Below are 15510 nucleotides of genomic sequence, written 5' to 3'. Positions count from 1 at the left end.
AACTCAGTTCTTTGTTAGCAAACGTTTTTTTATCTAGATGACAAATTAATATCTGACTTAGTAAAGTCAAAGAAACTGGCAAAAACATCTAAATTATTTAAATCTCCTTTTGCAGTTCCAGAACCATTTTTAATTGCATCTTTTACTTTTTCTTTTCCTAAAACAAAGTCATAAACAACATTACTAGGTAAATCCAATACTAAATCAGCGTTTTCAGGAACATAATTATAAAATGCTGCAATACCATTTCGCACATGGAAACCATATGTCTCATTTCGGTCTGTAATGTTAAATCCTATTTTAAAATCTGCATCAATCGCTTTTGATGCATCTATTTTTACTCTTAGGTTTTCTAATATAGTTCCTATACCAAATTGTTGTATTATAACTGGATTTGCAAAGTCAAATGCTCCAGACTTATCTAAAGTACCGTCTAATTCTTTTGCTCCTGACAAAGCAAAGTTTCTGTAATAAATGTTAGATTGTTCGTAACCCCATAATTGCATAGCTTTTGCTTTTGCATTTCTAGCTTCTTTATTATCAGGATTAGCCCTCACGGCATGAGTTAATATTTCCATAGCCCACCCATAATCTTTTGCATCTATAGCTTCATTGGCAATTTTCAACACATTGTCGCTACCACCCATTGCAGAAACATACAGTTTCGCCTTTCTATGAAAATTAGGTGTAGCTAGTTCAGTAGCATCGCCTGAATACCAACCAAGGTAACCATTATAAACATTTCTTACTGAATGTTCTACACTTCCATAAAACTCCTGTAACCATGGGTCTTTTTTTAGTTGCTCTGGTAATGAAATAAGGTTAACTAATTCTTCTCTAGTTGCACCTTGATTCATGTGGTATATGGATTGGTCATGAGTGTATTGAATAGCATCTCTATAATTTTGAATGCGCTCAACTATAAAATCTCTACCAACCCAAGAACGCATATGTGAGTGACTAAAACTATTACTCTTTTTAGCAAAATCTAGAAGATTGTCTACTCCTTTATACCATTTTACTAGGTCACGATATTTAGTACCTCTAAGTGTATATAAATTAGGAAAAGACTCGCCCTGAGTGGTTTCAGAACCATGAACGTGTTTTAAGTCTGGAAAGAATACATCTATTTCATCCTCCGCATCTCCATATGCTTCAAACATCACAATTTTAACACCCGCAACTTCTGTTTCTAGTTGCCCTTTTACAATATCTGTTGGTTTGTAAAATGATATTTTTCCTCCAGCAAAGGTAGGTCCTAGCCCTGCATGGACTAAACCTTCTTTATTTTGACCTAAATAAGTTGCGCCGCCGTAAGCGGTTCTCTCTGTTAAAATACCACCAACCACACTAGCGTCATTCGCCAAGTAATCCATAAATTGATAGTGTGCAAATATTTTTACTTCACCATTGTCAACTTGCTCTTGTGTTACTCCCATGCCTGCGGAACCAAAAGAATGGTCAGGATGTCTATGAGAATATATAACGGCTTTTACCGGTAACTCTATGTTTGTAGATTTTCTAAAATCTGACATTATTCTTTCAGATGCTTCATCACTTTCTCCAGGGTCTACAACTATTAGACCATCTTCTCCTATGACAATTAACGTAGAAGTTAGTTGCCAGCCTGCCATAAGAAATACTTTATCTTTCACTGGTTCATATATGGTTTTTGCCATTTGTTTAGCAAAAGAAGTCATTCTGGGGTTTATTGTTTCACTTTCTTCAGTTATCGCAAGGTTGTCAAATTGCTCCCTGATTGGTGCTAAATTTTTAATGACTTCTGGGTCTGCATAGGGTTCAACCTCCAAAGGTATATTTTGGTCAATATCGTCATGTTTTAATAAGCTATTATCAAATGAATTGCCAGAATTTTCGTTTTGAGCACATCCAACTAAAAGAATTGGAATTAAGAATTTTAGGATTTCTTTCATTTTATTAGTTTTAATGTTTGCCAACGTGCTTGTATATGGTTTGTTGCGTGTTTAAGCACCTAATTTAGCAAATAAAAACCGAATAGAAAATCCGCGAGGATTTTCGTAAGTAGGCTAGAACTAAGCAATAAATTATATACGTTGTTAGCCACTGTTATTCTCATTTACTATATCTTGTATTTCAGAAATAGCAATTGTTTCATTTCCTTGAATTAATCTAGCAATTAGTAAGGCTTTTACTTTTTCATATTCATCTATTGTCTTAAATATTTGACTAAATGATTCTGTAATTTCAGGATTAAATTCAGTTTGTTCCCTTTTAAATTCGTTGCAGAATAATGTAAATAGCTCAACTGATTTTTTTGAAAAATCAGCAATACCTTTTAATTCAGTTCCTATTTCAGGAACATTTAAATCTTGATGTGCTAGATATTTACTTCTAACAGCTTCATAGTCACTTTTGTCGTATATTTCAACCAATTCTTTTGTTTTAGTTTCTAAATTGACAAAATCCGCTTTGCATTTATTTTCTTTTGCAATATTAATTGTCTTTGTAAAAGAAAATTTTTCCTTTTTATTAGTCAGTTTGTAGAATTCCAATATTTGTGAAGCCATTAAGGAAGTCCAAATCCAAAATAAGCCTAAATTATTTCCTAAGTTAAATGGTTCTCTGTGGAGATTATAATTTATAAAACTCATCAATTCTAAATTATGATGAATTCCGTGAATTATATTTTCTAAACCAACAAGTCGTTCTTCAAGTTCCGGTTTCATAATTGTGGCTAACGGTCTCGTGTATGAGCAGTAGCGGATTTTAAGCGACTGCTTTTCGGATTTAAATATACTTAAATTAAATGGAAAAACGGTTCGAGTTAGCACTCATACCGCTATTGCTTATACACATTGTTAGCTGCAGTTTTTCTAGTCAAACTCCCATCTTACAAAAGGACCAAAATTGCTATTAAAAACTTTGTTCGGTCCAGACCAGTCGAAATTTGCACCTAGTCCGAATATAAATTGTTTTCTTTGAATTCCTGCTCTTAAATAAATATAACTAATGTTATGTTCATTGTAGTTAATACTCAAATTATGAATGAATTGTAGCCTACTATAAAATTTCCAATCATTGTTAATTGTTGGGTGGTACTCATATAAACCAAATAATTTGACATCTAAAGCGTCATTAAGAAAAATGGACAAATTGGTTACAGCTAAAAAATTCTTATTTGCAAAACTATGTTTAGGACCTAATATTGGAGAAAAACCCGCAAATGAATTAAAATCGAGTCCCGCCATTACTCCAAATCCGTTTTTAAAATTATAACCAAACTGAGAAATAATAATTGCTCTGTTTTCCTCAACATTATTCTTATAATTTGCAGTGTACGTTGCTAGACCAAAAAAGTCAAAATTACTGGTTGGGCTGAAATACTTTTTTATCACGAACTGTGAATACACTTCTTTGTTACCTGTCATTATCTCAACCGGAAAAGGTGGTTTGGGATTTTGACCAAAAGTTTTTTGAATACTAAATAATAGAATAGTTAGAAAAGCAAAGCAAATTTTATATGATTTCATCTCCAAGTTTATAGTTCGGAGCTAAACTATGAACCTTAATTAGAAGAAAAATTGCTCTAGAGCAACAATTAAAGTTTTGTTTTCAAACGGCTTAATGTGTATGGAGTGATGCCCAAGTATGAAGCAATCATTTTATTAGATAATCTTGACAAAATCATAGGTTGATAATTCATCAGCCATTTTAGTCTTTGTAGTGTTTCTTCTCCTTGAAAGTTGTAAATCCTTTTCACTGAGGTTACATAAGCCATCTCTAAGATATCTCGATAAATCAAGTTTATGGAAGGCTCTGTTTTAACCAACTCATAAAAATCCGTTTTATTTATATATAGTATTTCAGACTGTTCAATTGATTGTATATTTTCTTTGGATGGTTCGTTTGTAATTAAACTTGTAAGGTCAGTTCCAAATTTACCTTCAAAAGCGAAATATCTAGTTAATTCTTTGCCTTCTTCATTAAGATGAAAAAATCTCAGGCATCCTTTATTTACAAAATACAGTTTTGAACAAATTTCTCCTTCTCTTGATATCGTTTCGAATTTCTGTAAATTTTTGACTATAAAGTAATGAGAAAAACGGTTAAACTCTTCCTGTTTGATATTCGCCTTTTCCTTTATGTATTCAAATAAGATAGGGTATTTCATATGAAAGCAAAGTCACATTTTAAATTGCAGCTAACGGTCTCGTATAACCGTCAGTTACGGGTTAATATGCGTTAATTTTCGGTTTAGCACAAGCCTTAGCAATTCCGAGTGGATTCGGACGAAGTCGAATCGGCCGTAATTGCGGTTATACATTGTTGGCAAACGTTTTTTTTATATTTTGAATAACATTATTAGCATAATGGAAGTAAAATGATTTTAAGTTTTTCAACTTTTTCATTTTTCTAATATGTTTTCCCATTTTTGAAAAATCTCGTTGTATTCCAATTCCATTTATACTTATAGAGAAGGTCAATAAATGGGCACTCGTAGGAAATATATATTCAACGTTTTTTTGAGCTTCTATAGTCATTATATACAATGCAGGGTTGGTAAATCGTAACCTACTTAGTGATGAAACTTCATTCCAATTCAAATTAATTGATTCTTCTCCATCTCTTTTGAGAATTATAATTTCCTCATTCATTTTAGCTAAATAAAAATTAGAACTTATATTCTTTCTTGTTAATCGGAATAATTGAAAAATGATTAAAACGATTATATACGTTAAGAAAAAATTCCAAGAAATATCTCCTAGAAATATTACTATGATTGGTGTAATTATTAACCACCCTAAAAACAGATATTTAAAAACACCTTTCCCCATTTTCCACATTTCATATGTCATTCCATCACTCTCAATCATTTTTGTTTCTTGTAAACTACTTTTCTTAGAAATGTTTGCCAACGTGTTATATACGTACCAAAATAATGATTTATCAAATAAAATTGCGGGATATGGTTGATTTTTTGACACTTTTATATCTAATCAAAATTTTGTCAAGACAAAATAGGTCGTTCATCAAATAGAATAAATAGTAAAAACCAGATCTCTTATATAAGAGATCTGGATATTATAAATAAAACATCCAGATGTTATAAGTGTAACATCTAGATCTCATCAATTAAACATCTGGATGTTTTTATAAACTTGTCAAGAAGTTTTTTATATTTGTTCTTTACCGAACCTGAGATTCATTCGAATCAGCGTTTTTTTATACTTAAACCATGGCAATTAAACTAAAGATCGTTACAAAAAGAGACCCAAGAGATGTGACAAAACCTGTAAAATATCACGGCTTAGCGATATCGAGAGGAAAGACTGATCTGGAAGATCTGGCAGAGCTAATTACCGGCCAAAGTACCATGACGCGTGCCGATGTGTATGGTGTACTGATGGCCTTGGAGCACAATATGCTGGAACAACTCAAAGAGGGTAGAACGGTAGAGTTGGGCAGAATTGGAAATTTTCAGGTAGGGGTGAGTACAACAGGTGCAGAAACCAAAAAAGATTTTAGCAAAAAATTGGTGAGCAAACGCAGGGTGCTCTTCAGACCGGGTAAGGCGATGAAAAGCATGCTCAAAGGTTTAGAGTTTTCGATGAGGTAGAGGTTTTTTACCAAGTGATGGTTTTAGCCTTAGGTCAAATTGCAAACAGTCAATGCTCAACGCAAAAAGCGTTTTTTCTCTCCTCTCTTTGCATTCGCCCCATGCACGTTACCGCCACCCCAGGTCAAACCTGTTTTTTGGGAACTAAATTTTGGATAATCAATTTTCTGCTCGGCCTTACTCTCTTCTGTTTTAACTTGATTGGTATGACCGCCCTTTAAAATAACTTTAGGTGTTTTTCTTTTTCTGACATCATTTATTTTTTTTGTCTTTTTTCGCTGCCAGATATAGACCAATAGGATGACTGCCGAAAGGATGAAAATAATGACCAACTCAGAAGATAGGGGTAGGAGTAATTTCATTTGTCGAAAAATAAAAGGATTACCTCAAGGTATGAAAAAATGAGGATAAAATTTGAAAAAGGATTAGTTAGTTGATGCCATTATGTTGAACGAGGTCAAAAAAGAGGATGAATTTATTTTACTTTACCCAACCAAGTTCTTTGCCAACCCACAGATATCGTTTGAAAATCTTGACCAATTCTAACAATAGCACCGGTACTGGCAGCAATTTTTATAGAACTTTGTTTGTTAATTGGAATGACAGAAGTGACACCGATTCTCGAATTTGATTGTCGGTTATCCTTATTTATACCGTCTACATAAGAATTTCCACCTCCGTACCATGTGGCATCAATGGCGATCCAAAATTGTGGGTTTATATTATAACTTAAATGGCCTTGTATAGTACCTAAAGGATCTTGAGAACGAACCGCATCACCTGGAAAAAACTCATCATTGTCTGTAAAGAACCAAATTCCTGTGTAAAAATCTAACAACCATCTTTGGCCAAATTGATGAGAAATGGCGAGTTCTGGTCTAAACGACCAGCGGTTTGTCCCGAGGTTCACGAGCTTATCAGCATAAAATTCCCCGGTGGGTGCAACGATATTGATGCTGGCTCCCAAAATGGTTTTCTTTTTCTGTGGAATGATTTGACCAGGATTACGGGAAGGTGCGCCATAGAACAAAAAAGACCAACGCATGCGCAAATCTGAAAAACCCGACCTGGAAATCCTTCTATTCTCACCAACCACTTTTCCAGAAAAATCGGCCCAGCTATAGGGTACGGCCACTAAAGCCTGAGAGGTCATACCAAAAAAGGAAAAACTATGTGCCAAAGCCAAAATAGCAGAATGTGCCTGTGCTTCTACATCGTCTATTTGAATGGTAGGATCTGTTAAAACTGATCCCCCTGAGTAAGAGTAACCCAAATTCAAGGCGGTCACATTTTTCGGAACCCAACTATAGGCTCTCGGATCTAGGTCTTGCGCATAAAGTGAAAATGTACTTACATTAAATTCTAATAGGATGAGAAGTAAAAGAACACCTATTTTATGGGCATATGGCATTCGCTTAAGGCTTTGGTTTAGCTAAAATTAAGGTTTTTTTCATTCAATAAATAAAAAATTGAATAAATAACTAAGACACCTTTCGCTTCATTTCCATCTAAGATATGCCAACATTAGGTTTTTATCAAAAAGACCTACAATTGAAGTTTTTTTATGGAATAAATATGTAAGATACCATTAATTCGCTGGTGCAAACATGGCATTGATATTTAGTCTGATCGTAAAATCACCTTGTCCGGGGCCACTAATAACATATTCACCTCCTATAAACATAGATAGATTTTTGGCAAATGCTTTACCGAAATTTACACCTAATGGGATATTGTAATCGTTATTTTCCCAATCGAATTTCATGATAGGTGAAAAGTTCATGAAATAGCCTTCTTTGAAAATCTTTGTGACAATAGGTTGAAATAACATAAAATTCTGATCGGCTCTGTCGGTATCTCCGGCAAACGAAAAATATTGTTGACCGAGAACTCCAACAGTTAATCCAAAAGCTTTGGTCATGATCACTCCGGCGGCACCTGCGCTCCATTTGCCGCTCCCTAGGTAATCTGAGTTGGCAGTAGGCAGTATAAGTGATGGACCAATACCCAACAATCCAATTTTTGTTTTAAAAGCAATCACATCAACCAAAATAAGATCAGACAAACCCGTGGCATCGAATTCCGAATTGGGCATTGTCTGACTAATCACCGGAACTTCTAGTCGGTAAATACTGTACACCTTAGAAGGGTCTTTGCTTTTGATAAAAGGGAGTCCGATACTTTTTGTGGGTTGTATAATTCTACTGATCAAAATCAACTGATCACCGCCATTATCTTTAATGGTATAATTGGGTTGAACTTGTAATTTGGTCACAAAAGCCAAAGGATTGGTTGCATTTTGTGCTGCACCGGCTACATCGCTTTCTTCCGAATTCTGGGCAAAAAGTCTTGAAGAAATAATAAAGCTCAACAAAAAGTATGTGCAATATTTTATCATAGAATGTCTAAAATTTAATCATACTTCGAAATCCTAAAAAGGTTACACCGGTATTGCTTAAACCATTATACTTTTCAATTCCAGGAGAAATGAACTGAATATCAGCCCCCAAGGTAAACCATGGGGTAAAATAATATTCATAGAAACCTTCAAAACCTGCTTCGGCACTACTCATGCCAAAACCTGGATAAACACCCGGAATACTCGGAATATTTAATTCATTTAAACCGTCTGATAATGAATAATGAAAATAGCCAATACCCCATTGGTCATGCATCCTGTTTTTAAAGGGACTGTTGCCACCCACGCCTAGTGTAAAGAAATGATCTGAGACGGATCCTTTTCCGTCAGTGATCCCGAGGGTCCCAAAAACACCAAACGTTTGTTTGTTGTTTTCCTCATGTTCAAAAAGTGTTTGCTCAAAAAAATAGGTCGCAGACCAACGGTTACTTTTTTCTCCAATATAATTTCCTGTAGGTGGAAAGAAGTCTTCCAAATCATCCGTATTTCTTACATCTTTTGTGCTGTAAGCACCCATAACTCCTTGCTAACCTTTTTTACCAAAAAAATGTGTCACAAAATTGTATGAACCAAAAAAGGTAACTCCATCTTCAAACAAATCTCCAAAGCCCATTTTATTGACACGGCTATTGGCATCATAAAAGGCCAGGGTGAGATCTCTATTTTCATTACTCGACATATAATAGGCTCCAAAAACATAGGGAACGGTAATTGCGTTTGGTGGAGAAACCATGGCATTGTGGTAAAAATTACGTACCCCTAAGCCCCCGTTAAACGTAGAGAAATTACTCAAATCGATGTTGTTGATCTTACCAAAAACCACCTTATCGGTTTGAGATAAGAATTGAATAAAATAAAAATTCATATCCCAGCGGTCTGCGCCATCAATTCCGGGTAAATACAAAGCCATGTTTACAGGCAAGAGAGTTCCGCCTCTGCCATTTACGCTTTGCCCCATATTGTATTCCATACGGGCAATGGCAAAGAAACCTTTCCATAAGCCGATCTTTTCACCATTTAAAATGGTCGTAAATCCAAATTTACTTCCAAATTCAAAATCATTGTTTCCATCACCATTTACCATTCCCTGGTAAAAGTTGGTCAGACTCGCTTTAAAAATAAAGCCATTTTCTTTTAAATCTGTTCTGAGACCTCCCCAGTTTCCGGTTAATGTTTTTCTTTCTTTAAGTGCTTGGCCGTCATCAACATAATTAGTATCTACAGACGCTTGTAACTCGCCATCTTGGGCAAATAGGCTGTGAAAACATATCATTGTGAAAATGATACATAGCTTTATTTTGTTCATAGTGGGGGCTGTAGTGTAAAACAATGATTATTTAGATTCGTACCATATCGGACTAGACCATGCCCTTTCTTGTTGTGTCATTGGTGCGGCTTTTGGAACATCTGTAATATTGTATTTCACAACATCATATAATTGCCATGTAGGGGATGGAATTTCCAAAACCCTGACATAATAAAAAGCATTTTGATTGGGTTGAAAATCAGGATCTTCCCAAACTGTCTTTAATTCTGAAGCGCCTATATTATTGGTGTAGGTCGCTGTTTTAAGGTCTACCGTATTTCCCACGGCAGGTAACTTGCCGTCAGATCCTATTTTTCTGTCGCCAGACCAGGCCACATCATAAACCTTTTCTTTTCCTATGCCATTTTCGACCCAACCTTTTACGACCTGAATACGGTCTAGGTTTGCCCAATTTGGATCTTTTGTTGCGTGGATCAATAACTGAGGAGCCTTATTAGAGAAAGCCAAATTACCTCCCATAGGTACACCCTTTTCATAACCTGCTTTTACAAAATCACCGTCGAAATCTGACATTGAAAAGTCATATCCACCAAACACTCTTAGCACAATACGGGTACCTGTGGTTCCGTAGGTTTCTTTTCGTTTCATGGCATCCCAAAGCGCTGTTCTTGTATTTTCTGTTGCCCAGACAGCCGAATAACCCCCGGCTAAATAATGCCAGCCGTATCTGGTTTCACCATTATTTACTTTGGTTATTTCTCCAACGCGCTCAGCTGATGGTTCTGATGAAATGTGTTTTCCCCACCAATTATCTTCATCACCTGAAACGATTCCCGTATGGGTATCAGTAGCTCCAACGATGCCAAATTGAAATGGGTTGGCACCCAACTTATCTTTGTAGATCATCCCATCGAGCAAAGCTTTTCTGGCATATTGATATTTTCTCTGTTCAGGAGTCGTTAGAACATCCAGCGTAAGATTTCCCTGATCCCAACCTGTGATCCCATAATTGGCAAATTCATCTTTGGTTGAAATTAAAGGATGCGTTTCTCCAGCTCCTTTGATCTGCATGATCTCGTAAAGGGGTTCCCATTTGGCTCTTTGTGCAACATATTCTGCGTCTATCGGTTTACCTTCAAAGTCATTTGGAGAAAACATAAGGCCACCGGAAAGATTTCCATTATGAGGAATGGCGAGCATCCTGCCTCCGGTTTTTTGCTCATAATTTTCCATAAATTCCCATAGTTTTTCCGGGTCTTCACTTTGTAGGGCAGAAAAGGGGAGAATTTGGTCGGCCTTATCTTTGCCGTCTCTAAACATGATGTTCCGGTGTAAATTATTACCACCTGGAACAGATGTCCACTCATAGGCAATGATGGTGGTGAATTTCCCAGGCTTATTATATTTTTCAGCCGTGGCAGTATATTCCTGCCAACTGTTGCGCAACATGGGTATAGCTTTTTCCGGATTGGTAACAGGCTCCGGTAAATTGCCTGAAGCCAGGGCTTCAGGAATCCCAACAGCCAGTTTTTGGTTGGCTTCTTTGCTGCCTTCTTGCAACAAGTCGTACCATTCTTTCGCTATAGGATCTTCCAGCATGATCGGGTTGCCTTTTACAATTTCATTAAAGCTACCAAATCCTTCAGCATGATCTGAGATGGCTAAAAAGTCTAATGGCCGTACCAGTTGTACTTCCTGTCCTGTATTCGATTTGATCTTTTCACCAATGGCTAATCTATATGAATCTTCAGGGGTGAGTCTGGTACCCCCTCCAAAAGCGTCACCGGATATTGATGTATGAAAATGTGTATCTCCCCAAAAAACCTGTTTGTTTTCGAAATAAGGCGGTTTGATGAGATCCTGGGCAAGCTCCGTAGAATCTGATAGGGAGGTAGTTTCTTGTACGGTTGTATTCTCTTTTTTACAAGATACAATTAGCAGAGGAGCCATGAATAATACACAAATGGAAGAAAAAAAAGATGATTTCATATTGACTAGAATTAAGTTTGATTAGGTGATCTATTTAATGTTCATATTGATCTAAATAGCTTTAAAAATTAATTCGGACGATACCAAATAGGGCTAGACCAAGCTCTCTCTTGAATGGTACTCTTTACGCCATCCAACAATGGAATTCCGGCTCGGACTGCATCATAGGTAGACCATCTGGGTGTGGGTATTTCTATGACACGAACATAATAGGTAGTGTGAAGGGTAGGATCAAATTCTGTGTCTTTCCAGGTACCCATTAAGGTAGAAGCACCTATGGTATTCGTGTAGGTGGCCTTTTTTAGATCCACTGTATTTCCAACACTTTCCAATTTCCCCTGGCTATCCTTTTTTCTATCTCCAGACCAAACCACATCGATGATCTTTTCCTTCATCTCGCCACTGGCAGTCACCCATCCTTTGATGATCTGTATTCTATCTAAATTGGCTTGATCAGGGTCCTTGAGTGCCCAAACGTAAAAAAGGGGAGATCCATTCCCTTTTTTTAAGGTTTGACCCATGGCTACTCCTTTTTCATAACCATTTGCGACAAGGCTTTCATAATTTTCCGGATTTTCATCTAAATTAAAACCTCCAAAGAACCGCACTTTTAAACGTGTGCCGCTGGTGGCAAAAACTTCCTTATTTTTCATGGCATCCCATATGTCCTCTCTGGTATTCCGAGGCGCCCAAACTCCTGTAAGCGCTCCGGGGGTAAGGTCTACGCCTTTGATCCAGCCACCCACTTCACCTGTTCTTCTTCTTTCGATAGAACCATCGGCAGAACCATGGCTACCTATTTTGAAGTTAGATTCGGTAAGATTGCTGGGTGTTCCATTATGGTTATCTGTACCACCGATGAAACCGTATTGATAGGGATTTACACCCAACTCCTTTTCGTAAGCCAATCCTTTTATAAGACCCGAACGCACAAAATCACCTTTAGAAAATTTTCTATCGCTATAATCCTGAATCGAATTTGCATTTTCATAATCAGCGAATTCATCATTTGTCCAAAATTGGGCATGCACCTCAGAATTTCCTTTGATTTGCATCATTTCAATAAGTGGCTCAAAACGATTTCTCATGGTGGCATATTCAAGATCAATGGGGTCTCCTTTCGAATCTTTCGATGAAAACATCATGCCTTTACTCGCATTAGAATTGTGTGGAGCCGCAATGACCTGCATCCCTTGTTCTTCCAACCCTTTCATCCATTCCCACAATTCTTCTTCACGATTGATGTCGGCATAACCCGGTACAATATCTGGTACATTGGTGTCTCTAAAAAAAACATTTCTATGCAGGTTTCCTCCACCGGGAGCCGCACTCCATTCAAAGGCGGGAATCGTGGTGAATTTTCCGGGAATATAATGGTCTTCCGCTGCTTGGATGATATTTTTCCAACCGTTTTTCACCGCTTCTTCTCCGGGATAAAAAGAAGTATGTTGAGGAACATTTCCTCGATTTACACTTACCACATATTTAAAAAACCATTGCTCTCTTATTTCGTATTCGGTAAGACTTCTCAATTCTACCAATTTTTCATTGTCATAGCCGGGAGAACCAGGAGTGAAATTAGCATACATTTCTCCCAAATATTCGGCATGATCTGTAACGGCGCAAAAATCTAAAGGTTTACTTATTTTAATTTTTTCTCCGTTGACTTCTACTTCTTCACCTTTGGCAAAGCGATAGGCATCTGATGGAAGGAGGCGTGTTCCTCCCAAATAAGCATCTAAAGAATAAGCTGTGTGTAAGTGTGTTTCTCCGAAATAAGCCTCTTTTAATGGGTTTGAGATAATTTCGTCGGAAGGATCAGAAATCTCTGATTCTTCTAAAGTTGATTGATGTTGGTCTTCTTTTTTTGCTTGAGCACAGCTCAACAATAAAATAACCAATAAAAAACCATAGAACTGTTTTTTCATGGGGGATGGCAGGTTTAATTAGATTTAAATTCTATCTATTTAGTAGATAATTTGTTGTATGACTAAATTAAAAAGATTTTATCATTTAAAAATTGACGATGGTTAAGTGTCATTTTATGGTAATTGAAAGCAGGTTTTGTTAGAATTATCATAGTCAATTAACTATTTTTTAACCTTTTAATCAATCTAGATAAGGATTCCGGTGTAATGCCAAGGAAGTTCGCAACGTGCTTTTTCTGTGCCTGTTCTAAAAATAGTGGATTTGCCTCCAGCAATTTTAAATAATATTCTTCACTACTTAAGAGTATCATATCGTTTAACCTGTTTCTGGTAGTGAGCAAATTCTCTTTTAAAATATCCAGGTACATGTTCAAAATATTCCTATTTTCATAAGCCAATTGTTCAAATTCATCGAAATCAAAAATTAGCAATTGCAGTTCTTGCAAGGCTTCAAAGGTAATATTGGGTTTTTTGTTGCCAAAGATCATGTCGGGGTCGGATAAGAAAATACCCTCAGACCTTAAAATGATATCCCTTTCTTGAAATTTTTGATCGATGACATAGCCTCTTACAGAGCCTTTTAAAATAAAAAAAGCTTTTTTCGAATTTGAAATGTAAACGGGAATATTGCTTTTTGGCACAAAAGTCTCTATAGAAGTAATATGTAAAAAAGTATCTAGTTCTTCTTTGCTGAGATAGGGAAATAATGCGAGAATTTTGTTTTCAATGTCTTGAGGGAATACCATTGGTTTTCATTATTTATGCATATTACGAAATTAATTAATTTGGAGCAGTCAATTTGAATGAAACATTAAATGGGGTAAAATTGCCCTTAAACTATTTGCTTTTTAATCTTGCGATAATCCTGGAAAGCGAAACGGGGGTGATGCCTAAGTAATTGGCAATGTGTTTATTAAAAGAATCTTTTAAAAAGGAAGGATTTTTCTTGAGTAAATCAAGGTACCGCTCTTCATTACTCATACTTACCATAGAATTGACCCGGTAGGTTAATACGGTAACGGCATCTTTTAAGACATTGATGTATAATTTCATCAAACCTTCATTTTCCCAAATCATTTTTTCAAATTTCAGGAAATCTATAATGAGCACATCGGTAGGAGCAATGGCCTCAAAAATAGTTTTCTTCGGTTCATTTAAAAAGAGAACATTTGCATCACCGGTAAAAACACCTTCAGACCTTAGTATAATATTTCGTTCTTCCCCATTTCCGTCAAAAAAATAACCGCGAATAGACCCTTTAAGAATTATAAAAGCTTGTTTCTGGCGCAGACTATTATCTAAAATAACCTCTTTACTTTCAAAATGAGCATACTCGGTCTGCTCCATAAAGGCAATACGGTCATTCTTACCTAATGTAGGACAATGCTTTTGAAGCAATTCTTCTATTTGATCCTTAGTTAAACCCAAGATTTTTTAATCAACTAAACCTATGCAAAATAGGAATTTTAAATGATTTTTAAAAAACAGATCGGTGTAGACCAAAAAAAAATGAAAAGATCGGGGGATAATCTTTCCATTTTTTGAGGGTTTAATAACAAAAAACTTAGGTTTAACTTAGTTGATAGTACAATGATACAGCATTTATTGCGTAAAAAAGTTAACATATGTTAATTATATGAGTAAAAAATGAAATTTTTTGAAAAAAAAATATTTTGTTTAAGTTTTAGGATTGTTTCACTTGATTTTCTTCAACACGTTTGATGATTCTAGATAGAGAAACAGGTGTAATACCGATGTAATTAGCAATATGTTTATCAAAAACCGACTTTAAAAAGAGCGGATTCTTTTCTAAAAGGTCAATATAACGCTCTTCATGCGTCATATTGATCATCGAATCTATTCTTTCTGTGAGAATGGCGATCGTTCTTTTTAAACTTTGGACATATAATTGACCTAACTCCTTGTTTTGATTTGATATGGATTCCAGTTCACTAAAATTAAAGACAATCACATTTGTTTTTCCAATACTTTCAAATGTTAATTTGGCTGCTTGATGGTTGAACAAGGCCGTTGAATCTCCTCCAAAATCTCCTTCGGCCACCAAAACAACAATTTTTTCTTGTTTGTTCTTATCGATATAATACCCTTTAGCACAACCTTTAACTACGAGGAAAGAATGAGTGGAAGAAAGTTCTGAGGTGAGAATAGTCTCTTTATTCTTGTGTTGAACATAGGTGGCGTTTTTTAAAAAAATTTCAGCAGATTCATCGCTGAGTTCAGGATAATGAACCCTAATTTCTTTGACGATTTTTTTAAATTGTTTATCCATTCAAGATTTGTTGGTCCT

16 protein-coding genes are annotated in these 15510 nt (G+C 35.9%); 1 reads left to right on the top strand and 15 read right to left on the bottom strand.

The window, feature by feature from the left end; all coding sequences use genetic code 11:
- Nucleotides 1–29: 29 nt before the first annotated feature.
- The 5 genes from ACFQ39_RS12535 to ACFQ39_RS12515 form a co-directional block, all read right to left on the bottom strand.
- Nucleotides 30–1934 (bottom strand): alkyl sulfatase dimerization domain-containing protein, encoded by a 1905-nt coding sequence (locus ACFQ39_RS12535; protein WP_377179435.1) that lies wholly within the window; start codon nt 1932–1934, stop codon nt 30–32.
- 144 nt (nt 1935–2078) lie between these two features.
- The gene (locus ACFQ39_RS12530) at nt 2079–2708 is read right to left on the bottom strand and encodes a hypothetical protein (RefSeq protein ID WP_377179433.1); all 630 of its coding nucleotides are present in this window, start codon (nt 2706–2708) and stop codon (nt 2079–2081) included.
- A gap of 147 nt (nt 2709–2855) precedes the next feature.
- Entirely contained in the window at nt 2856–3512 is a 657-nt protein-coding gene (locus ACFQ39_RS12525; protein WP_377179431.1) for a hypothetical protein, read from the bottom strand.
- 68 nt (nt 3513–3580) lie between these two features.
- Nucleotides 3581–4153: a Crp/Fnr family transcriptional regulator gene (locus ACFQ39_RS12520; protein WP_377179429.1), complete on the bottom strand. Its 573-nt coding sequence runs from the start codon at nt 4151–4153 to the stop codon at nt 3581–3583.
- A gap of 145 nt (nt 4154–4298) precedes the next feature.
- On the bottom strand, nt 4299–4967 hold the full coding sequence (locus tag ACFQ39_RS12515; protein ID WP_377179427.1) for a hypothetical protein: 669 nt from the start codon (nt 4965–4967) through the stop codon (nt 4299–4301).
- Between the two features lie 251 nt (nt 4968–5218).
- On the opposite strand from ACFQ39_RS12515, the gene ACFQ39_RS12510 reads away from it, so the two are divergent.
- Complete coding sequence (locus ACFQ39_RS12510) at nt 5219–5599, top strand: HU family DNA-binding protein (protein ID WP_377179425.1); 381 nt, start codon at nt 5219–5221, stop codon at nt 5597–5599.
- A 56-nt stretch (nt 5600–5655) separates the two neighbouring features.
- Here ACFQ39_RS12510 and ACFQ39_RS12505 read toward each other — a convergent pair whose 3' ends face one another.
- The 10 genes from ACFQ39_RS12505 to ACFQ39_RS12460 all read right to left on the bottom strand — a co-directional run bounded on the left by ACFQ39_RS12505 (nt 5656) and on the right by ACFQ39_RS12460 (nt 15492).
- Entirely contained in the window at nt 5656–5961 is a 306-nt protein-coding gene (locus ACFQ39_RS12505; RefSeq protein ID WP_377179423.1) for a hypothetical protein, read from the bottom strand.
- Between the two features lie 113 nt (nt 5962–6074).
- Nucleotides 6075–7010, bottom strand: a complete 936-nt coding sequence (locus tag ACFQ39_RS12500) for a transporter (protein WP_377179421.1) — start codon at nt 7008–7010, stop codon at nt 6075–6077.
- A gap of 177 nt (nt 7011–7187) precedes the next feature.
- Complete coding sequence (locus ACFQ39_RS12495; protein ID WP_377179419.1) at nt 7188–7997, bottom strand: hypothetical protein; 810 nt, start codon at nt 7995–7997, stop codon at nt 7188–7190.
- A 7-nt stretch (nt 7998–8004) separates the two neighbouring features.
- The gene (locus ACFQ39_RS12490) at nt 8005–8535 is read right to left on the bottom strand and encodes a carbohydrate porin (protein WP_377179417.1); all 531 of its coding nucleotides are present in this window, start codon (nt 8533–8535) and stop codon (nt 8005–8007) included.
- A gap of 9 nt (nt 8536–8544) precedes the next feature.
- Nucleotides 8545–9324 carry a hypothetical protein gene (locus tag ACFQ39_RS12485; protein ID WP_377179415.1) on the bottom strand — a complete coding sequence of 260 codons (780 nt, stop codon included), beginning with the start codon at nt 9322–9324 and terminating at the stop codon, nt 8545–8547.
- Nucleotides 9325–9351: 27 nt separating this feature from the next.
- Nucleotides 9352–11274, bottom strand: a complete 1923-nt coding sequence (locus ACFQ39_RS12480; RefSeq protein ID WP_377179413.1) for a DUF3604 domain-containing protein — start codon at nt 11272–11274, stop codon at nt 9352–9354.
- 68 nt (nt 11275–11342) lie between these two features.
- Nucleotides 11343–13202 (bottom strand): DUF3604 domain-containing protein, encoded by a 1860-nt coding sequence (locus ACFQ39_RS12475; RefSeq protein ID WP_377179411.1) that lies wholly within the window; start codon nt 13200–13202, stop codon nt 11343–11345.
- 158 nt (nt 13203–13360) lie between these two features.
- Nucleotides 13361–13948 carry a Crp/Fnr family transcriptional regulator gene (locus ACFQ39_RS12470; RefSeq protein WP_377179409.1) on the bottom strand — a complete coding sequence of 196 codons (588 nt, stop codon included), beginning with the start codon at nt 13946–13948 and terminating at the stop codon, nt 13361–13363.
- Between the two features lie 91 nt (nt 13949–14039).
- On the bottom strand, nt 14040–14630 hold the full coding sequence (locus ACFQ39_RS12465) for a Crp/Fnr family transcriptional regulator (protein ID WP_377179407.1): 591 nt from the start codon (nt 14628–14630) through the stop codon (nt 14040–14042).
- A 256-nt stretch (nt 14631–14886) separates the two neighbouring features.
- On the bottom strand, nt 14887–15492 hold the full coding sequence (locus ACFQ39_RS12460; protein ID WP_377179405.1) for a Crp/Fnr family transcriptional regulator: 606 nt from the start codon (nt 15490–15492) through the stop codon (nt 14887–14889).
- Nucleotides 15493–15510: the final 18 nt, after the last annotated feature.

Source organism: Namhaeicola litoreus (assembly GCF_042679565.1).
In the GTDB taxonomy this organism is placed as follows: Bacteria; Bacteroidota; Bacteroidia; order Flavobacteriales; family Flavobacteriaceae; genus Namhaeicola; species Namhaeicola litoreus.
Note: the sequence above shows the minus strand (reverse complement) of the source record. Positions and strands in the feature narration are given on the sequence as shown.